17 protein-coding genes are annotated in these 19,524 nt (G+C 64.1%); 16 read left to right on the top strand and 1 reads right to left on the bottom strand.

Going from position 1 to position 19,524, the window contains the following annotated elements:
* Complete coding sequence (locus CLU90_RS06125) at positions 1-777, bottom strand: DUF481 domain-containing protein (RefSeq protein WP_092708942.1); 777 nt, start codon at positions 775-777, stop codon at positions 1-3.
* A gap of 246 nt (positions 778-1,023) precedes the next feature.
* On the opposite strand from CLU90_RS06125, the gene CLU90_RS06120 reads away from it, so the two are divergent.
* From CLU90_RS06120 to CLU90_RS06045, 16 genes are all read left to right on the top strand, one after another.
* On the top strand, positions 1,024-1,710 hold the full coding sequence (locus CLU90_RS06120) for a winged helix-turn-helix domain-containing protein (RefSeq protein ID WP_092708939.1): 687 nt from the start codon (positions 1,024-1,026) through the stop codon (positions 1,708-1,710).
* The gene (locus CLU90_RS06115) at positions 1,703-3,055 is read left to right on the top strand and encodes a sensor histidine kinase (RefSeq protein ID WP_092708936.1); all 1,353 of its coding nucleotides are present in this window, start codon (positions 1,703-1,705) and stop codon (positions 3,053-3,055) included. Before CLU90_RS06120 ends, CLU90_RS06115 begins: the two co-directional genes overlap by 8 nt.
* Before the next feature lie 247 nt (positions 3,056-3,302).
* The gene (locus CLU90_RS06110) at positions 3,303-4,385 is read left to right on the top strand and encodes an acyltransferase family protein (protein ID WP_100427437.1); all 1,083 of its coding nucleotides are present in this window, start codon (positions 3,303-3,305) and stop codon (positions 4,383-4,385) included.
* A 205-nt stretch (positions 4,386-4,590) separates the two neighbouring features.
* The gene (locus CLU90_RS06105; RefSeq protein ID WP_332870877.1) at positions 4,591-5,631 is read left to right on the top strand and encodes an acyltransferase family protein; all 1,041 of its coding nucleotides are present in this window, start codon (positions 4,591-4,593) and stop codon (positions 5,629-5,631) included.
* Positions 5,632-5,803: 172 nt separating this feature from the next.
* The gene (locus CLU90_RS06100; protein WP_100427435.1) at positions 5,804-6,709 is read left to right on the top strand and encodes a VirK/YbjX family protein; all 906 of its coding nucleotides are present in this window, start codon (positions 5,804-5,806) and stop codon (positions 6,707-6,709) included.
* A 112-nt stretch (positions 6,710-6,821) separates the two neighbouring features.
* Positions 6,822-7,796: a porphobilinogen synthase gene (gene hemB / locus CLU90_RS06095; RefSeq protein WP_100427434.1), complete on the top strand. Its 975-nt coding sequence runs from the start codon at positions 6,822-6,824 to the stop codon at positions 7,794-7,796.
* A gap of 129 nt (positions 7,797-7,925) precedes the next feature.
* Entirely contained in the window at positions 7,926-9,269 is a 1,344-nt protein-coding gene (locus tag CLU90_RS06090) for an MBL fold metallo-hydrolase (protein ID WP_100427433.1), read from the top strand.
* A gap of 56 nt (positions 9,270-9,325) precedes the next feature.
* Entirely contained in the window at positions 9,326-9,847 is a 522-nt protein-coding gene (gene msrA, locus CLU90_RS06085; RefSeq protein ID WP_100427432.1) for a peptide-methionine (S)-S-oxide reductase MsrA, read from the top strand.
* Positions 9,848-9,857: 10 nt separating this feature from the next.
* The gene (locus tag CLU90_RS06080; protein ID WP_100427431.1) at positions 9,858-10,676 is read left to right on the top strand and encodes a helix-turn-helix domain-containing protein; all 819 of its coding nucleotides are present in this window, start codon (positions 9,858-9,860) and stop codon (positions 10,674-10,676) included.
* Between the two features lie 175 nt (positions 10,677-10,851).
* On the top strand, positions 10,852-12,192 hold the full coding sequence (locus tag CLU90_RS06075; protein WP_232731095.1) for an MFS transporter: 1,341 nt from the start codon (positions 10,852-10,854) through the stop codon (positions 12,190-12,192).
* Between the two features lie 16 nt (positions 12,193-12,208).
* Complete coding sequence (locus CLU90_RS06070; protein ID WP_100427429.1) at positions 12,209-13,876, top strand: FAD-dependent oxidoreductase; 1,668 nt, start codon at positions 12,209-12,211, stop codon at positions 13,874-13,876.
* A 104-nt stretch (positions 13,877-13,980) separates the two neighbouring features.
* Positions 13,981-14,166 (top strand): DUF2783 domain-containing protein, encoded by a 186-nt coding sequence (locus CLU90_RS06065; protein WP_092708909.1) that lies wholly within the window; start codon positions 13,981-13,983, stop codon positions 14,164-14,166.
* Entirely contained in the window at positions 14,163-15,467 is a 1,305-nt protein-coding gene (gene hmgA, locus CLU90_RS06060) for a homogentisate 1,2-dioxygenase (RefSeq protein ID WP_092708906.1), read from the top strand. The genes CLU90_RS06065 and hmgA overlap by 4 nt, the downstream gene beginning before the upstream one ends.
* 170 nt (positions 15,468-15,637) lie before the next feature.
* Positions 15,638-16,831 (top strand): sigma-54 interaction domain-containing protein, encoded by a 1,194-nt coding sequence (locus CLU90_RS06055; protein WP_092708902.1) that lies wholly within the window; start codon positions 15,638-15,640, stop codon positions 16,829-16,831.
* A 234-nt stretch (positions 16,832-17,065) separates the two neighbouring features.
* A complete protein-coding gene (locus CLU90_RS06050) occupies positions 17,066-18,145 on the top strand; it encodes an LLM class flavin-dependent oxidoreductase (RefSeq protein WP_100427428.1) in 1,080 nt (359 codons plus the stop codon).
* 28 nt (positions 18,146-18,173) lie between these two features.
* A complete protein-coding gene (locus CLU90_RS06045; protein ID WP_100427427.1) occupies positions 18,174-19,328 on the top strand; it encodes an LLM class flavin-dependent oxidoreductase in 1,155 nt (384 codons plus the stop codon).
* Positions 19,329-19,524 lie beyond the last annotated feature (196 nt).

Raw genomic sequence — 19,524 nt, 5'->3', positions numbered from 1 at the left:
TCAGAACGAGTAGACCAGGGTCAGCGACGTTTGCGTATCCGTGTTCTTCTTGTCGTCCGGTACGCGCGTGTCGTTGCGGGCGCTGAAGGCGGCCTTCATCTGCATGGTGCCATTGATCTTGGTGCTGAGGGCCGTTTCGGCGATCGAGTGGGTGTTCGAGGTGCCCCGCTCCACGCTCACCGTCTGGGTGAACATGGCCGACTGGCTGATCTTCCACTTCATGGCGGCCGCGCCGCGTACCGTCAGGCCGTGTTCCGATTCGCCCGTGTCGTTGGTGCCGCTGAAATAGCCGGGACCGAATTCCACGTCGACGCTCTTGTCGGTCGACTGGTACCAGCGCGAGCCATGACCGACGGCCAGGGTCGAGTACTTGGTGTAGGCGCCGAACTTGTCGTTCACGTGCGAGGCCAGCACGAACAATTTTTCATGGTCGGCCATCAGCTTGTAGGCAGCCTTGGCGGAGGCGGAAAAGCGTTCGGCCGAGCGTTCGCGGATCTTTTGTCCCTCGTCGTTCGTCGTCTCGTCTTCCTTGAAGTAGCCGCTGAAGATGTACTGGTTGCTCCAGTCGTCGAGTTCCTGGCGCGCGTCGATCTTGCCCGTGACGGAGGTGCCGACCGTGTTGCCCGAGGTGGTGATGGCGCCCAGCTCGGCGGAAGTGCTCCAGCTGCCGATGGGGATTTCATCGAATAGCATGCTTTGTTTGGTGTCTTTGGCGGCGGCGCTGCCGCAAGCGATGGCCATGGCCAGCGCCAGGGCGAGAGAGTGGGTCGATTTCATGGCTGTATTGGTCTGTGGCGCGCGCCGGGCGCGCCCGATGTTCGTTAGTGGCAGTGGTGGCTATGGAGGCCGCGGCAAGCCGGGAGGCGCCGATAAAACAGGGGCGCGGGCGCGCGGCCAAACAATGTCGAGGCTGTATTGTACCCGACCCTGTCATCGCGCGCCGCACGCGGCGGGACTGGCAAGTGGCGCGCGCCTGGCGTATGCTGCGCATGTTTGCTGTCCCGATCTTTACAAGGAATTCCCGTGCGCTGCCTGGTCATCGAAGACGAAGCCGAAACTTCCCGCTATATCTGTGCCGGCCTGCGCGAGGCGGGCCACGACGTCACGTCCTGCGACAATGGCATCGACGGCATGCGCCTGGCCTGCGGCGAAGACTGGGATGCGCTGGTGCTCGACCGCCTGCTGCCTGGCGAGATCGATGGCCTGGCCATCGTCGCGCGCCTGCGCGGCATGGGCCGCAACACGCCCGTGCTGGTGCTGTCGGCCCTGTCCAGCGTCGACGAGCGCGTACGCGGCTTGCGCAGCGGCGGCGACGATTATCTGTCGAAACCGTTCGCCATCGCCGAACTGCTGGCGCGCATCGAGGCGCTGCTGCGGCGTGCCGCGCCCGTGCCCGAAGCGACGCAGTTGCAGGTGGCCGACCTGGTGCTCGACATGCGCACCATGCGCGTGACGCGCGCCAACCGGCAAATCGCCCTGCAGCCGCGCGAATTTCGTTTGCTCGAATACCTGATGCGCCACCAGGGCCAGTCCGTCACGCGCGCCATGCTGCTCGAAGCCGTGTGGGACTACCATTTCGACCCGCAGACGAACGTCATCGACGTGCAGGTAAGCCGCTTGCGCACCAAGGTGGACAAGGAATTCTCGCCGCCGCTGATCCACACGGTGCGCGGCGTCGGCTACACCCTGGGCGTGATCGACAGTGCGTAACTGGCACCGCTCGATCGCGGCCCGGCTGGCGCTCGGCTATGGCGTGCTGGTGGTCGTGTCGATCAGCATCGTCTGCGCCGTGTTCTATTTCGGCACCATCGGCGTGCTCGATCGCAGCGTGGACCGCAAGCTGGTCCTGCTCTCGGAGCGCCTCGCCGCGCTGTACGAGCAGGGCGGCAGCCGCCGCACGACGGCGGAAATCGGCCATTTGCTGACCGACCGCACCGACAGCGACACGGAGATCTTTTTGCTGGTGGATGCCGATGGCCGCCGCGTGGCGGGCAATCTGACGTCCTGGCCCGACACGGGCAGCCCGGCGGGCCGCTTGCTGCACCGCGACGTTACGCGCGAAGGACGCCGGGTGCCCGCGCGCATGCTGATCCGCGACCTCGATGGCGGTGCGCGCCTGTTCGTCGGGCGCGACATGGAGGAGGGCAGGTCGATCCGCGCCCTGGTGCTGCGCTCGCTGGCCTATGGCGCCGGGGTGGCGATCCTGCTGGTGGTGGCGGGCGCGTGGCTGTTCCGCCGCCAGCTCGAGGCGCGCATCGGGCAGATCCGCCGCACGGCGGGCGAAATCGAGGCGGGAGACCTGAGCCGGCGCATTCCCGTGTCCAGCGAAGATGAATTCGGCTTGCTGAGCCGCGACATCAACCGCATGCTCGACCGCATCGAACACCTGATGGAAGGCGTGCGCCACGTGTCGAACGCCATCGCGCACGACCTGCGCACGCCGCTGGCGCGCATCCGCAACAAGCTCGATGGCGCCTTGCGCCAGCAGCCGGGCGTGGCCGGTTACGAAAGCGCGGCGCAGGCAGCCATCGATGACATCGACGACCTGACGCGCGTGTTCGACAAGCTGCTGCAGATCGCGGCGGCCGAATCGGGCATGCGTCCCGAGAATTTCGACGACATCGACCTGCAGCAGATCGGCGCCGACATCGTGGAAATGTACGAGGCGACGGCCGACGAGCAGGGCGTGCTGCTGGTGCAGATGTATGGCGAAGGCGTGCCCGCGCGCGGCGACCGCAACCTGCTGGGCAGCGCCCTGGCCAGCCTGGTCGACAACGCCATCAAGTATGCGGGGCCGGGCGCGACGGTGGAAGTGTCGGCCGGCAGCGACGCGCAGGGCAGCTGGCTGGCCGTGCGCGACAACGGCCCCGGCGTGCCTGCCGAGGAATTGCCGAAACTGACGCAACGCTTCTACCGCCTCGACAAGAGCCGCCATTTGCCCGGCAACGGCCTGGGCCTGTCCATCGTGGCGGCCATCGCCGTCCTGCATGGGGGCAGCCTGGAGATTGAGGATGCGGCGCCGGGATTGCGGCTGAGGCTACGCCTGCTCAACTGAGTGCCCCGGCTTGCGCCTGACTCGCGAGGCGCGGCCCTTCCGGTGACACCATCGCCCTGGGAATTGTATATTTTGCATTTTAATATTACATCATGTTATTATGCGAATAATGTATAAATGTTATTTCATTTGACAGAAATGCAGTGCCACGGGCATATGGCCTAGCTGGCATTGATCATGGCGTTCAGGCCTCCCCCTTGCTGTTCTGTCCGTACAGTTCGGTAAACGATAATCAAGCGAAATCGAAATGGTTGATGCAAGTGTCCAGCGTCAGGATGATGGACGTATTATTTCCCTCGATGCCATGCGCGGGATTGCTTCCCTCGTGGTGGTGGTATATCACTTGCCGTATATCTACGGTTTCAAGATGCAGTACGCCTATCTTGCCGTGGAGTTCTTCTTTATCCTCTCGGGCTGGGTCATGGCACACAGCTATGAAGAGCGTATCGGCAACGGCTTGCCGTTCAAGAATTTTGCCTTGAACCGTTTGGCGCGCCTGTATCCGCTCTATCTGTGCGCGACTTTGTTCGGTTTCCTCGTCATGCTGGTAAAGATGCGCTTTGGTACTCCGTCGGCCAATCTGGCCTGTCTCGTGCCGAATGCTTTCTTATTACCCTGCATAAATCCCGTTGGCACGGCGTTCCCCCTGAACGGGCCGGCCTGGTCGATCTTTGTGGAAGTGGCGGTCAATATCCTGTGGTTTTTTGCAGTGTGGCTGGGCCTGTCTGCATTGCGCTGGAAATTCGCCTTGCACCTGTGTTTTACGGTATTGCTATGGGGAACTGCTATCTACAGCCACCGCTATATGGGTGGTTTCAATCCGAATGATTTGCATGAAGGTTTGTACCGGGGGCTGCTGGGGTTTTCCGGAGGGATTTTGCTCTTCAGTTTCCGCCGCCAGCCATGGATACTCGTCTATTTTGCGATAGTGACTATCGCCGTCCTCCTCGCTTTCGGCTTGCGCGGCGACAGCGGCGGCGTCACGCCGCTGGCCTTTGTCGTCATGGGCCTGCTGCCCGTGCTCGTGTGGCTGGCAGCGTGGTGGCGCCCAGCCATGTTGGAAAACAGTTTCTGTGCTTATCTTGGCGATATCTCTTATGCCGTTTATCTGCTGCATTTGCCTTTGGCAATCCTGTTGCAAAAACCACTGAGGTTGCTGCTGCCGGGGCCCGGGATTTCCAGCATCGCGCTTAAATCCCTGATCTTTAGCGCGCTGTTGATAGCGCTGAGCACTGCCAGTTTCCGGTGCCTGGAAATGCCGGCCCGCCGCTGGCTGTTGCGCCGGTTCCGCAATGGTGACAGGCAACAGCTTTCTTTTCCGGCCCGCTAGCGGCCTGCTACTCGTCATATTCAATGTAAAAATTATCTTTTCGTATATTTTAAAAGATATTAATTACCTTTTTTGCATCTATATGGAATAGTCTGATGCGAGGCTTGACCGCCGTCGGAATCTACCGCGCCGGAGCTTTTCATTCGTAGGGGTGTGAGATGGGAAATGCAGTGCCGGATGGTGCGATGGCAGGCAGCCGCGTCGTATCGCTCGATGGCATACGGGCATCGCCGCCCTGCTTGTCATGGTGTACCACCTGCCGATCATTTTCGGTTTTCATGTTCCTCATGCCTACCTGGCGGTCGACCTGTTTTTCATGCTCTCGGGCTGGGTCATGGCTTATAGCTACGAGGAACGCATAGGCCAGGGAATGGCATTCCGGCAGTTTGCATTGCAGCGCTTTGCGCGCTTGTACCCCTTGTATGGCGTGGCGCTGGCCCTGGGATTCTCGTATGCATTGGCCAAATACCTGTTTGGCACGCCGACGACCGCTACACTGGCTTGCATCGTGCCAAATAGCGTCATGTTGCCCTGCATGCTGGATGACACTCAAAACTTTCCATTGAATCGCCCCGCCTGGAGCATTTTCGTCGAAGTGGTCATCAATCTCGGCTGGTATTTTGTCGTGCGTTTCGGAATGCGCACCATGCGTTGGAAATTCGCCTTGCATCTGGGCTCAGTGCTGCTGTGCTGGGGCACGGCCTATATGGTCGAGCGTTTCTTGCGCGGTTATACGCCCGCGGATGTGACTGAAGGGCTGCTGCGCGGCCTGGCGGGCTTTTCGGGTGGCGTGCTATTGTTTTATTGCCGCAAGCAAGCCTGGATACTCGCCTATTTTGCGGCGCTGTCCCTGGCCATCCTGCTGGTCTTTGGCCTCAAGGGGCTCAGCGTCGAGCTGATGCTGCTTGCCTTCGTGGTCATGGCCTTCTTTCCGGCGCTGCTGTGGCTGTTGGCCGCCCTTCGTCCGGCTGTCCTGGAAGGCAAAATATCCGCCTTCCTCGGTGACATTTCCTATGCCGTCTATTTATTGCATGTTCCCCTTGGCCTGTTTCTTGTCAATCCCTTGCTGCGCCTGGTGCCGGGCGCCGGCTTGGCGCCGACCGCCATCCGCGCCGCATTGTTCACCGGAGTGCTGATTGCCGTTTGCAGCCTCAGCTACCATCGGTTGGAAAAGCCCGCGCGGCGCTGGCTGGTGGCCCGTTACGGAAAGCCGGGCCGGCCGATGGGCGCTGCGGCGGCACCCTGAGCGCCCAGGCTCGCCAGCAGCACATTACCAACTTGTAACCCCCCTCGTTTTCACCTCCCCCTATCATCCGCACTACCCGGTGTAGAGCGCCTGCCAGAGTGCAGGCGCCTGTTCCGGGCTGCCTGCGGCGTCGCCGCGTCCCGTTCATCAGACCCGTCGTAGAGCCGTTCGCATGCATACTTTTACCGCCACCGGCGACAGCGCCGCGCAGCAGCAGCAGGCGCCACTGCGCCAGCATGGCCACCGTATCAAGGCCGCGCTGGGCGCCATCGTCTTCCCCGCGCAGCGCGCGCGCTGGCAAGCTTTCGTTGCCGCGACGCCGGGCCTGGCGGCACTGGCGCAAGTCCATCCCAGCCTGCTGTACAAGATTTATCGTCCCTACGCCAGTCGCCGGTTCGGCTGTGCTGCGCGGGTGGACCTGCTGCGCGGGCATTACCGCTTCCTGTGGCAGGCGGGCGCGCGGCCGCTGGTGGAATACGCGGCGCGCCGCCCGCTGGTGCTGGCCGCCATCGAAGGCAAGGATGGCGCCACCTACCGCTTGCAGCTGACGGCCATCCACGACAGCCACCGCGAAGGGGATCTGTGCCTGCGCCTGACGCGCGACGGCGTGCCGCTGTACCTGGCCAGTTTCCTGTTCCGGCCGCAGCCCGGCGGCGCCGTCATTCAGCTGGGCGCCTTGCAGGGTTTGCGCTCGCAGGCGGGCGCGCAGGCGGTCAAGGAAGCCACGCGGGCGCTGCATGGCTGCCGGCCGAAAAACCTGATGGTGGCCGCCTTGCGCGACCTGGGCGACTTTTTCGGCTGTGGCCATCTGGACCTGGTCAGCAACGCCAACCGCATCGCGCTGAACTGGCGCCGGCGCCGCCATATCTCGTCCGATTACGACCTGGCGTGGCGCGAGCTCCATGCCCAGCCCACCAGCGACGGCAATTACCGCCTGCCATGCGGCCCTTGCCGGAGGCCGGACCTGGAGTTGGTGCCGTCGAAAAAGCGGGCGGACGCGCGCCGCCGCGGCGACATGCTGGTGCAGCTGGCGGCCGACATGCGCTGGCAAGTGGCCGCCCTGCTGCATGCGCAATGAAGGCGCAGGGCAGGGTTTCTTGACTTGCGCGGCTTTTTTGCCGGGCGGCCCGGCGCAAGCGGCGCGATCGGCGTATACTGATCGGCGTTGTTAACCTGAAGCCAGTCAACCCATGCCAGCACAATTCCCCACTTCGCGCATGCGCCGCCTGCGCGCGACCCCGCAACTGCGCGAGCTGTTCCGCGAAACCGAGATCAATCCGCGCGACCTGGTCCTGCCGATCTTCGTTGACGAAGGCAGCAGCGATTTCGTCGACATCAAATCCATGCCCGGCGTGCGCCGCATTCCCGAAGCGAAGCTGGCGCAGGAAGTGGAGCGCTACGCGCGCGCCGGCCTGCGCTCCGTCATGACCTTCGGCATTTCGCACCACAAGGACAGCCACGGCACGGATACCCTGAACCCGGACGGCCTGGTGGCCCGCATGTCGCGCATCATCAAGGACGCCGTGCCGGAAATGGTCGTCATGTCCGACACCTGCTTCTGCGAATACACGGACCACGGCCATTGCGGCATCCTGCATGGCGACACGGTCGACAATGACAGCACGGTGCTGAACCTGGGCAAGCAAGCCGTCATCGCCGCGCAGGCGGGTGCCGACATCATCGCCCCGTCGGCCGCCATGGATGGCCAGGTGGCGGCGATCCGCAGCGCGCTGGATGCGGCCGGCTTCCACGACACGCCCGTGATGGCGTATTCGACCAAATTCGCTTCCGGCCTGTACGGCCCGTTCCGCGACGCGGCCGGCAGCACCCTGAAGGGCGACCGCAAGACCTACCAGATGGACCCGATGAATCGCCGCGAAGCCGTGCGCGAGTCCCTGATCGACGAAGCCGAAGGCGCGGACGCGCTGATGGTCAAGCCGGCCGGCGCCTACCTGGACATCATCCGCGACCTGCGCGAAGTGACGCGTCTGCCGATCGGCGCCTACCAGGTCAGCGGAGAATACGCGATGATCAAGTTCGCCGCGCAAGCCGGCGCCATCGACGAGCGCCGCGTGGTGCAGGAAACCCTGGGCGCCATCAAGCGCGCGGGCGCGGACATGATCTTTACGTATTTTGCGATGGATGTGCTGAATAATCCGTATTGAGGTTAGTCTCTGGCGCGCCGTTAGCGTCCTTTTGCACCCCAAAAGCAAGAGCTGGGGTCGGACCCTCAGGGACTCGGCGTCCCCGTCCGACCCCGGCATTTGCGCCGTTGGGTTCTCTTCGATTTCCCCATGCCCCTGAAAATCTCCCGCATCCTGCACGCCGGCTATGTCTTCGAATGCGAAGGCACGGCCATCGCCTTCGATCCCATCGTCGAAAATCCGTTCAGCCGCAACTGCCATGCGTTCCCGCCCGTGCGCTTCGACCTGGACGCCGTGCGGCAGCTGCGCTGGGATGCCGTCTTCATCTCGCACTTCCACGACGACCACTGCTCGCTCGACAGCCTCGACGTGCTCGACCGCGCCACACCCATTTATCTGTACTGCGTCTTCGACGAGCTGTTCGCCATGATCCGCGCGCTGGGGTTTACGCAGGTGCGGCGATTGCAGGTCGACGTGCCCGTGCAGGCGGGCAGTATCGAGGTGATTCCGCGCCGCGCGCTCGATGACGATGTCGACTCGCTGTTCCAGGTGCGCGCAGCCGGCATGAACGTGCTCAACGTCGTCGATTCCTGGATCGGCCCCGCGACGCTTGAACAGCTGGCCGCGTTTGCACCATGGGACATGGTGCTGTGGCCATTCCAGACCATGCGCGAGATCGCCGTCATCGCGCCGTCGCAGGCGCAGCCTGGCCCCGTCGAACTGCCCGACGACTGGGTGCCGCAGCTGCGCGCGCTGGCGCCCCGGTACATCGTGCCCAGCTCCTGCCAGTTCGTGCAGGAAGACTGGTCCTGGTACAACCACGCGATGTTCCCCATTACCTATCGCCGGTTTGCGCAGAAGATCGGCACCGCGCTGCCGGAGGCGCACATCTTCCGCCTCGATCCGTCCACGTCCGTGCTGCTCGACGCGCACGGCGTGACTGACTCCGAACCCTTGTCCTGGGTGATACCCGTGGGCCCGCAGGATGTGGATTTCGATTACCGTCCCGACGCGCCGCCGCCCGCCACGGCGGACATCGCGCGCCGTTTCGCGCCCTTGAACGATGCCGACGCGGCGCTGGCGCTCGACTTTTGCCGCAAGGGCTTGCTTGAACGCTACCGCGACATGGAACTGCCCGAGGACAGCTACTTCCAGGCCCCGCGTTTGTGGCGCCTGTCCCTGTACGGCCATGACGGCGCGGCCACCGTGCTCCATTACCGCACGCATGGCGACGTGATCGACCTCGTGCCGGAGCCTGACGAGGCGCCAGGCTGGACGACGGAGCTGCCTCTCGTGAAATGCCATGCGGCGCTGGTGCTCGGCGAATCGCTGACGTCGATGTACATGCGCATCAACGATGGCCCTTTCGATGCCGCCGCGCGGGCGGAACTGGAGGAGGCCGACATCGTCGACGACCCGCTGATCCGCTGCCTGTTCAACGACGCCATCGGCGCCTACCAGGCGGCGCAGCTCAAGCGCTTGCTGGCCCGCTGAAGAAAGTCGCGTGACAGGGTAAGATAGCTGCTTCTGACTAGAACGGGAAAGACACCATGGCACAAGACTATGCACAAGGCAATGAAACGGCGATCCTGGCCGGCGGCTGCTTCTGGGGCGTGCAGGACTTGCTGCGCCGCTATCCGGGCGTGATCGCCACGCGCGTGGGCTACAGCGGCGGCGACGTGGCCAACGCCACCTACCGCAACCACGGCACGCATGCGGAAGCGATCGAGATCATCTTCGACCCGAAGGTCATCAGCTACCGCAAGATCCTGGAATTCTTCTTCCAGATCCACGACCCCAGCACGGAAAATCGCCAGGGCAATGACCGCGGCACCAGCTACCGCTCGGCCATCTATTACACGAGCGACGAGCAAAAGCGCGTAGCCGAGGACACCATCCGCGACGTTGACGCCTCCGGCCTGTGGCCCGGCAAGGTGGTGACGGAAGTGGCGCCGGCCGGCCCGTTCTGGGAAGCGGAACCGGAGCACCAGGATTATCTGCAGCGCTTGCCGCATGGCTACACTTGCCATTACATCCGGCCGGACTGGGTCTTGCCGCAGCGCGGGCAGTAAGAAAGCCGATATGCGTTACTGGCGCGTCGAGCGGCGGCAGGCGGAAGGGCAGCTGGACTTCGGGCGTACCCTGGAGCTGATGGCTGCCATCGGCCATGCCGACGTGAATGCCGTCGCCGGGGCCATCCTGAAAACGGTCAGCACGGTCGCGCCCATAGCCCAGTGCACGATCTTTGCCTATGAATTCGGCAACCGTCCGCGCACCGTGGCCGTGGCCGACCGGCGCGGCGGGCGTTTCCTGCAAGATATTGCCGACAGCTATGCGCGCCACTATTACGCGCTCGACGGCAACCAGCGCGTGATTGCGCCCGTGCCGGGGCGGAAAATCGATCCCGCCATCGTGCTGCACCAGCAAGCCAGCGACGAGATCGACCATCCCGGCTACCGTGCCGTCTGCTATCAAAAACCGAATGTGTCGGACCGCTTGTCCCTGCTGGTGCAACCGGCCGGCGATATCTGGCTGTCCGTCAATTTTTACCGCGACAGCAGCCAGGGCCAGTTCCTGCCCGGCGAAGTGGCCAGCATCGAGACCCTGTCGCCGCTGTTTGCCCATGCCGTCAAGCACCATTACAGCCTGAACGGCCAAAATACGCAGGGCGTCGCGCCCATGATGCTGGCCAGGCTGCGCCAGCATTGTCCCGCCTTGAGCAAGCGCGAACTGGACGTATTGCGCTGCGTGCTCGAAGGCCTTACGGCCGTGGAAATCGCCGAGATCATGGGCGTGCAGCCGTCCAGCGTGACGACGTACCAGAAGCGCGCCTATAAACGCCTGGGCATTTCCAGCCAACGCCAGTTGTTCGCCCTGTGCATGGCGCCAGCGCCTGTCTAGTTCCTTCGACGTAGCAATGGCTCCGCCTTTTTGACTGTTTTAGCCGCAAAACGTCCCCAAAATGGGGACAGCCGCCGGCATCGCCGTCTGCATACTGTGTTTCAAGCCGGGATCACCCGGCCGCTCTCACCCAATAAAAACAGCAAGGGGAGGGCGACACCTTATGGAGACAAGCATGACCATCGCCAAAGCGGCCACCCCCGCCACTGCACCCGTTCCTGACGCGGCCGCCAATCAACTGGAACAGCAGGTGATGCGCAAGGTATCGCGCCACCTGCTGGGATTTCTGTTCCTGCTGTTCGTGTTTTCCTTTCTGGACCGCATCAACATCGGCTTTGCCGGCCTGACCATGATGCAGGACCTGGGCCTGTCCGGCACCCAGTTCGGCTTTGCCACCACCCTGTTTTACATCGCCTACATCGCGTGCAGCATCCCCAGCAACATCGTGCTGGCGCGCATCGGCGCGCGTAAATGGATAGGCAGCATGATGATCGCCTGGGGCCTGGCCTCGACGGCGACCCTGTTCGCCAGCGGTCCGGCCAGCCTGTATGCGCTGCGCTTTCTCGTCGGCGTGACGGAAGCGGGCTTTTTGCCCGGCATGTTGCTGTACCTGACGTACTGGTTTCCCAGCGCCTACCGGGCACGCGCCAATGCCCTGTTCATGATCGCCATGCCCGTGACGGCCGCCATCGGTTCGGCCTTGTCGGGCCTGATCCTGGGCCTTGATGGGCACTGGGGCTTGAAGGGCTGGCAATGGCTGTTCTTGCTCGAAGGTATGCCATCCGTGCTGCTGGGCCTGGCCGTGTACGGCTACCTCGACGACTCGCCCAACAAGGCGAACTGGCTGAGCAGACTGGAACAGCAGGTGCTGGCGCGCATGCTGGCGGCCGAGCACAAGCCGGTGGCGTCCCAGCAGAAGACTTCGGTTCTGACGGAAATGTTGTCGCCCACGGTATTGAAATTCGGCGTCGCCTATTTCTGCCTGGTCAACACCCTGGCCATGGTGGCCGTGTGGACGCCGCTGATCGTGAAAAGTTTTAATAGCAATGCCAGCAACACGCAGATCGGCTTGCTGGCGGCCATCCCGCAAGTGTGCACCGTCATCGGCATGATCGCCTGGGGCCGCCGCTCGGACCGCTTGCAGGAGCGCCGCTGGCACATCGTCTGGCCGATGCTGCTTTCGGCCGGCGGCTGGCTGTTGACCGCATATTCCGGCAATCCCGTGATGCAACTGCTGGGCGTATGCATGGCTTCGACGGGTGCGTACACGGCCATGTCCGTCTTCTGGACCACACCGGACCGCGCCCTGAGCCTGGGCGCGCGCGCCATCGGCATCGCCGTCATCAACGCGACGGGCAATATCGGCTCGGCCCTGAACCCCGTTGTCGTGGGCTGGCTGAAGGATTTCACGCACAGCTTTGCTACGGGCTTGCTGTACGCCAGCGTGCTGCTGGTGGCGGGCGCGGCCATCGTGCTGACCCTGCCCATCGCGCGTGGCGGCAAAGAACAATCTTGATTGAAGAGGACCCATCATGAGCGACACGTTTCATCCATATCCCCATGTGCCGAAAGTCTATCCGCCTGGCAAGCCGGCGGGCGCATCGACGCAGCACGTCCCGGTGCTGATCGTCGGCGGCGGCCCCGTGGGCCTGGCCACGGCCCTGGGCCTGGCCCGCCACGGCGTGCGCTCCGTGCTGATCGAGGCGGACGATGGCGTCTGCACGGGCAGCCGCGCCATCTGCATCTCGCGGCGCAGCCTGGAAATCATAGCCCGCCTGGGCGCGCTCGACGGCTTTATCCATAAAGGCTTGCCGTGGGCAGGTGGACGCAGCTTTTACCGCGAGGAAGAAGTACTGCATTTCACGATGCCGCAGGATGCTAACCAGAAGCTGCCGCCCATGGTCAACCTTGCGCAATACCATATCGAGCAATTCCTGCAGGACGCGGCCGAGCGCCAACCCGAACTGATCGATATCCGCTGGCAAACGCGGGTGACGAACGTGGACAGGCACGCCGATGGCGCCACCGCCACGGTCGCCACGCCCGATGCAACCTACCGTATCGAGACGGACTGGCTGGTGGCGGCCGATGGCGGGCGCAGCGTCGTGCGCGAAGCGCTGGGCCTGAAACTGCAGGGCACCAGCTATGAAGGGCGCTATGTCATCGTCGACATCCACCTGAAAAGCGACCGTCCGACGGAGCGCCTCGCGTATTTCGACCCGCCGTCGAATCCCGGCTCGACCGTGCTGGTGCACAAGCAGCCCGACGATATCTGGCGCATCGACTACCAGTTGCGCGACGACGAGGATGCGCAGGCGGCCGTGCTGCTGGAAAACGTGGCGCCCCGCGTCGACAGCCTGCTGGCCATGATGGGAGAAACGGCGCCGTGGCATCCCGTGTGGATCACTATCTATAAAGCCAACGCATTGACCCTGGAAAAATACCGGCACGGCCCCGTGCTGTTCGCTGGCGATGCGGCCCACCTCGTGCCCATCTTCGGCGTGCGCGGAGCGAACTCGGGTATCGACGACGCGGACAACCTGGCCTGGAAGCTGGCCTACGTCGTCAAGGGACTGGCGCCGCAGGCCTTGCTGGACAGCTATTCGGACGAGCGCGTGTACGCCGCCCATGAAAACCTGCGCCACGGCACCAAAAGCACGGAATTCATGGCGCCTCCCACGTTTGCCTTCGATCTCATGCGCACGGCCGTGCTGGGACTGGCGGGCAAGCACGCGCACGTGCGCTCCCTGATCAACCCGCGCCAGACGAGCGCCATCGCGTATGCGCAGTCGCCCTTGAATGCGCTGGAATCGGATGTGTTTGCAGAAGGCCCTGCGCCGGGCACGGTCTTGCCCGAGTGTCCGCTGGCGCTGTCGCACAACGGCGGACAAAAAGCCGGGTATATTACCGATTTGGTGCAGCGCGCCGATGGTCATTTCACGGGGCTGTATTTCAGCGACGATGGCGCCGTGCCTGCCGAACTGCTGGCGCTGTGCGATATATTGCCGTTGACGACCGTGGCGATCACCCGCAGCGGGGCGCAAGGGGGCGCCTGGGACCACACGGCGCAGGTATTTTCGCTGTTCGACGCGCAGCCTGGCAGTTTTTACCTCGTGCGCCCGGATGGCCATGTGCTGGGGCGCTGGCGGCAAGTGCAGGCGGGGCAGGTGGTTGCTGCTTTGAAACGGCTATTGTGTTGAGCCAAACCCAATCGCAAATTCTGGGGTCGGACCCTGAGGGTCCGACCCCGGCTCTTTCGCTTTTCGGGTTAGCGAAGGAAGAACACTGGAAATCAGGAGATCATATGACCGACATCGAACTGGACAATCTTTACACCGAGCTGTGCCACACCATGGGCGGCCTGGGCGAACAGCGCTCGCCCCTGTTCCTGGCCCGCTTTGCCTTGCTGGCCATGGGCGCCATCGGCAAGGCTGACGTGGTGCAGGGCTTGCTGCGCGACGCGGCCGACGGCCTGGCGGAGCCGGCATGATAGGCGCCGGCTACCAAAGCGGCTTCGGCAACGAATTTGCCACGGAAGCCATCGCCGGCGCCTTGCCGCAGGGGCAGAATTCGCCACAGCAGGCGCCGCTGGGCCTGTATGCTGAGCAACTCTCGGGCACGGCCTTCACGGCGCCGCGCGCGCAGAACCGGCGCTCGTGGCTGTACCGCATCCGTCCCGCCAGCCAGCATCCGCCATTTACCTTATTGGCCAACACGCGCATCGTCAGCGATTTCCACGCCATGCCTTTCACTCCGCCGAACCAGCTGCGCTGGGACCCGCTGCCGCTGCCCGACAGCGCGACGCCAACGGACTTCATCGATGGCTGGCAGACGATGGCCGGCAATGGCAGCGCCGAAACGATGAGCGGCTGCGCCATCCACGTGTACGCGGCAAACCGCTCGATGCAGCGTTTCTTCTATTCGGCCGATGGCGAACTGCTGGTCGTGCCGCAGGAAGGCCGGCTGGCGATTGCCACGGAACTGGGCTTGATCGAGCTGGAACCGCAGGAAATCGCCGTGATCCCGCGCGGCGTGCGCTTCCGCGTGACCCTGTCCGACGGCGCGGCGCGCGGCTATGTGTGCGAAAACTTCGGCACGGCCTTCCGCCTGCCGGACATGGGCCCCATCGGCTCGAACGGCCTGGCGAACGCCCGCGACTTCCTCACGCCGCACGCGGCCTACGAGGATATCGATGGCGAGTGCGAACTGGTGGCCAAGTTCGGCGGCCATCTGTGGCGCACGATCTTGGACCATTCACCGCTGGACGTGGTGGCCTGGCATGGCAATTACGCGCCCTACAAATATGATCTGCGCCGCTTTAATGTCATCGGCTCGATCAGCTACGATCATCCGGATCCGTCGATCTTCCTCGTGCTGCAGGCACCGAGCGAAAATCCGCTGCTGGGCGCCATCGACTTCGCCATCTTCCCGCCCCGCTGGCTGGCGGCCGAACACACATTCCGGCCGCCCTGGTTCCACCGCAACGTGGCCAGCGAATTCATGGGACTGATCCATGGCGTGTACGACGCCAAGGCGGCCGGTTTCGTTCCGGGCGGCGCCAGCCTGCACAACTGCATGTCCGGCCATGGCCCCGATGCGCAGACGTTTGAACGCGCCTCGCACAGCGACACGAGCGCGCCCGTGAAGGTGGCCGACACCATGGCCTTCATGTTCGAGACGCGCACCATCCTCAAGCCGACGCCGTTCGCCTTGAACGGCGAACTGCTGCAAAACGACTATTTCGAGTGCTGGCAAGGCTTGCGCAAGCATTTCGATCCGGACCAGGCTTAGTCGAACCGCGCTCACGCGGCCCGCGCCAGCGTATGCGGGTTGGCAGGCGACATTGCCGGCTCCCTTGCCGCAGCAAGGTTCGGACCAACGCCCCGCATATGCAAAATCCGGATAAGCTAGCGCGGCACCATTCGTTCACGCCTGCGGATGGAGCGCGGTATAGTCGGCCCATGGAACTCTTAGCCCACAATTTCAGCAGCGATTTCGCGCGCAGCGCCCACCTTGCCCGGGGCGCCGGCGATGACGGCGACAGCGAGGCGCTGGTCGCCTTCCGCGACCCGCAGCAAATGAGCTTGCTGGTGCGCGCCACGGCCTTTGTCTTTGCCGATCCCCGCTCGCGCCAGTTGCACGAACTGATCGAGCGCATCGCGCCCAGCGAGGCGACGGTGCTGATCACGGGCGAAACGGGAACGGGAAAAGAGCTGATCGCGCGCCATGTGCACGGCTTGAGCGGGCGCGCCGAACAGACGTTTGTGGCGATCAACTGCGGCGCGTTTTCCGAAACCCTCGTCGAGAGCGAGCTGTTTGGCTATGAGAAAGGCGCGTTTACGGGCGCGCTGCAGGGTAAACCTGGCTGGTTCGAGACGGCCAGCGGCGGCACCCTGTTCCTCGATGAAATCGGCGACTTGCCGCTGGCGATGCAGGTCAAGCTGCTGCGCGTGCTGCAGGAGCGCGAAGTGGTGCGCCTGGGCGCGCGCCGCGCCATCTCCATCGACGTGCGCCTGATCGCCGCCACCAACGTGGACCTGGCCGAAGCCGTGCGGGCCGGGCGCTTCCGCGAAGACCTGTATTACCGGCTGCAGGTAATCGGCCTGCCGCTGCGCCCCTTGCGCGAGCGTCCGGGCGACATCATGCCGCTGACGCGCCACTTCATGGCCATCTATGCGCAGCGCCTGCACCTGGGAGAGGTGGAACTGGGCCTGGACGCGCAGCAGGCCTTGCTCGGCTACCCGTGGCCGGGCAATATCCGCGAACTGGAAAACGTCATCCACCGCGCGCTGCTCGTGTGCCGCAGCGGCGTCGTGCGGGCCGAGGACTTGAGCTTGTCGGGCTGGCACCGCGCGCCTGCCGCCGCACCTGTCTCTGCGCCTGTTCCCGACGCCTGGGCCGGCGGCGCCGACATCGCCTACGCGGCTCATGGCGCGGCCTGCCAGGACGATATGCTGGCCGCCGAGCGTTTTGCCCGCGCCTGGCAAGCCTTGCTCGACTCGGGCGAAGCCGTGGAATTCGAAGCCATGCAGCAGGAACTGGTGCGCGCCGCGTGGGAGCGCAACGAGCGCAACCAGGTGCGCACGGCCAAACACCTGAACCTGAGCCGCAACATCCTGCGCACTTTCCTGAAAAAGGCGGGCGCCATCGACTAGCCACGCGACTTGGCCAATGGAGCCGGACCCGCAGCGATGCGGCTCCGGCTTTTTTCATGGCTGCTGCGCGCGCAGCACGCTGCTGCCGGCGGTGCAGCCGATTGCTGCGCAAGCAGCAGCTTCGGGCCTCGATGGGCGTCCAGCGCATGGCATGTTTTCTGCGAGGAGGGAAGGGCAGGTCGCCACGCACGATGCGCCGCGGCCTTTTCTTCGACCCACGACAGGAGTCCATGCATGACCATCGAATTCATCTGGCAATTGCCCACCAGCGGCGACGGCCGTTACGCGGCGCCCGGCATTTCTCGCCGGGGCGAGCGGGCCGCTGGCGCGCCCAGTCCCCTGCAGGCGGGCGTGAGTGACCCGCGCGGCGTGCGTCCGCCCTTCAATTATTTCGACTACCTGCACCAGATCGCCCGCGCGGCCGACCTTTCCGGCTTCGACGGCATCCAGATACGCCACGATACGCAGGGCGATGAAAGCTGGATCGTCGCAGGGTATTTGGCGCGCAGCACGCGGCATTTGAAACTGATCGCCGAATTCGACGCGGCCTGGGGTTCGGCCGTGTACGCGGCAAAGAACGCCGTCAGCTTCCAGCGCTTTACGGGCGGGCGCTTCGCCTGGCAGATCGGCCACGGCGGCGATGCCGCGGCGCGCCGGCGCCAGGGCGATGCCGTAACGGACGCTGACATCTTGCCCCGCATCGATGAATTCATCACGGTGGCGCGCGGCGTGCAAAGTACTTCGCCGTTCAGCTTCAAGGGAAGGTTCTTCGAGGTGCAGGACGGCGGCTTCAAGGGGCCGCTGGCGAACCATCCCATTAACACCATCTATTTGACCGGCAATACCGCCGAAGCATTGGCCCTGTCGGCGCGCCAGGCCGACGTGCACGTGTTCGACGCGGCACCGCTCGCGGATTTGCAGCTGGCCATCGCCAGCCTGCAAGCGCAGGCGCGCCAGCTGGGCCGCACGGTGGCCGCAGGCGTGCGCATCGACGTGCTGGCCCGTGAAACGTTCGAGGAAGCGTTGCGCGACGCGCGCCGCTACCGCAGTGGCGCGGGACTGGCCGACGATGCGCCATTCGATGCCGGTGCCGCAGCCTTCTGGCCCGGCTTTGCGCAGGCGCAGACGGGCGCGCACGGCGCCCTGGTTGGCAGCTATGCACAGGTCAGCGCCGCGCTGCAAGCGTATGCGCAGGCGGGTATCTCCAGCTTCGTGCTGGCGGCCATCCCCCATTTCGAGGAAGCCTACCGCATCGGCGAGCACGTGCTGCCGCTTGTGCGGGCGGCTTTGTACACGCAACGGCAAGCGGCCTGAATCCCCTAATTTGAAGGAGTACCACTACATGGCAATCGACTTTTTCTGGCGCATCCCCACGCATGGCGAACCGAGTTCGCACCGCGCCCGCACGCCGTTTCGCGGCGACTGGTTTCCCGGCAATGACAACCTGCACCAGGCCGGCCTCGGTGGCGGCGGCGCCGACGGTTTTACGTATATCGACTACCTGGCGGAAATCGCCCGCGCCGCTGAACTGTCGGGATTCCAGGGCGGTTTGATTCCGTCCTTCCCGATGACGGATGAACCGTGGGCCATTTCCGCGCTGCTGGCGCGCGAGACGAGCACCTTCCGCTTCATGATCCCGTTCCAGCCCGGTTTTTTGAACCCCGTGGTGGCCGCGCGCATGACGGCCAGCCTGCAGCGGGCCACGGGCGGCCGCGCCCTGTACAACGTGATCACGGGCGGCGGCGGTCCGGCGCAGCTGTGGTGGGGCGATTCGGCCGGCCACGACGACCGCTACACGCGCACGACGGAATTTCTCGACGTGGTGCGCGGCGTGTGGCGCGGCGGGCCTTTTTCCTACCAGGGCAAGTTCTACCAGGTGGAAGACGCGGGCCTGGCCACGCCGCTGTCGGAGCAGGATTTCCCCGAGATTTATTTTTCCGGCTCGTCCGACGCGGCCCTCGGTTCCGCTTCCAAGCATGCCGATTACTACCTGACGTGGCTGGAACCGTTCGAGCAGCTGCGCGAGAAATTCGCCCGCGTGCATGAAAAGACGGCGCTCTTGGGCCGCAAGATCAAATGCGCCGTACGCGTCGACATCGTGGCCCGCGCCACGGAAGAAGAAGCGTGGGACGAAGTGCGCAAGGGCTTTGACGCCGTGGACCCCGCCACCTTGCGCCAGTTCCTCGGCGCCGATGGCGGCGACTCCGTGGGCGCGGCGCGCCAGCGGGGCAACCGCCCGACCACCCTGAACAGCTACAAGGACTTGATCACGGCGCCGAACATCTGGTCCGGTTTCAATTTGCTGCGCGGCGGGCAGACGCAGGGCATCGTCGGCAGCTACCAGCAGGTGGCCGAACGCCTCGACGAACTGGTGCAACTGGGCGCCGACGCCTTCATCCTGGCCAGCACGCCGCATCTGGAAGAAGCGTACAGGGTTGGCGAGGAAGTGCTGCCGCTCGTACGGGGACACACGTCGGCGCTCCTGCGCGCCGCCTGAGTATCACCTGTTGCCGCGACAGCAGCGTTACCGCCTGCTGTCGCGCAGGCAGCACGCGGCAGCGTCGCTGCTGCCAAATCAACAGCACTATCATGACGATAGTCTTCCTTTGAAATCAATCACTTAAGAACGATTTTTCTGCGCTGCGGCAGCGGGCATGCGCCTTGCAATACAGGTCATCACCATCTCGCGTTTT

Origin of the sequence: Janthinobacterium sp. 67 (genome assembly GCF_002797895.1) — a bacterium.
Lineage (GTDB): Bacteria > Pseudomonadota > Gammaproteobacteria > Burkholderiales > Burkholderiaceae_D > Janthinobacterium.
The sequence above is the reverse complement of the archived record's forward strand: the minus strand, read 5'-3'. Positions and strand labels throughout refer to the sequence as shown.

Bases quoted from the DNA above. Each gene is read 5' to 3' on its own strand.
- CLU90_RS06125 (WP_092708942.1), bottom strand. From the start codon at position 777: ATGAAATCGACCCACTCTCTCGCCCTGGCGCTGGCCATGGCCATCGCT.
- CLU90_RS06110 (WP_100427437.1), top strand. From the start codon at position 3,303: ATGGTTGATGCAAGTGTCCAGCGTCAGGATGATGGACGTATTATTTCC.
- CLU90_RS06100 (WP_100427435.1), top strand. From the start codon at position 5,804: ATGCATACTTTTACCGCCACCGGCGACAGCGCCGCGCAGCAGCAGCAG.
- hemB (WP_100427434.1), top strand. From the start codon at position 6,822: ATGCCAGCACAATTCCCCACTTCGCGCATGCGCCGCCTGCGCGCGACC.
- CLU90_RS06090 (WP_100427433.1), top strand. From the start codon at position 7,926: ATGCCCCTGAAAATCTCCCGCATCCTGCACGCCGGCTATGTCTTCGAA.
- msrA (WP_100427432.1), top strand. From the start codon at position 9,326: ATGGCACAAGACTATGCACAAGGCAATGAAACGGCGATCCTGGCCGGC.
- CLU90_RS06080 (WP_100427431.1), top strand. From the start codon at position 9,858: ATGCGTTACTGGCGCGTCGAGCGGCGGCAGGCGGAAGGGCAGCTGGAC.
- CLU90_RS06075 (WP_232731095.1), top strand. From the start codon at position 10,852: ATGACCATCGCCAAAGCGGCCACCCCCGCCACTGCACCCGTTCCTGAC.
- CLU90_RS06070 (WP_100427429.1), top strand. From the start codon at position 12,209: ATGAGCGACACGTTTCATCCATATCCCCATGTGCCGAAAGTCTATCCG.
- CLU90_RS06065 (WP_092708909.1), top strand. From the start codon at position 13,981: ATGACCGACATCGAACTGGACAATCTTTACACCGAGCTGTGCCACACC.
- hmgA (WP_092708906.1), top strand. From the start codon at position 14,163: ATGATAGGCGCCGGCTACCAAAGCGGCTTCGGCAACGAATTTGCCACG.
- CLU90_RS06055 (WP_092708902.1), top strand. From the start codon at position 15,638: ATGGAACTCTTAGCCCACAATTTCAGCAGCGATTTCGCGCGCAGCGCC.
- CLU90_RS06050 (WP_100427428.1), top strand. From the start codon at position 17,066: ATGACCATCGAATTCATCTGGCAATTGCCCACCAGCGGCGACGGCCGT.
- CLU90_RS06045 (WP_100427427.1), top strand. From the start codon at position 18,174: ATGGCAATCGACTTTTTCTGGCGCATCCCCACGCATGGCGAACCGAGT.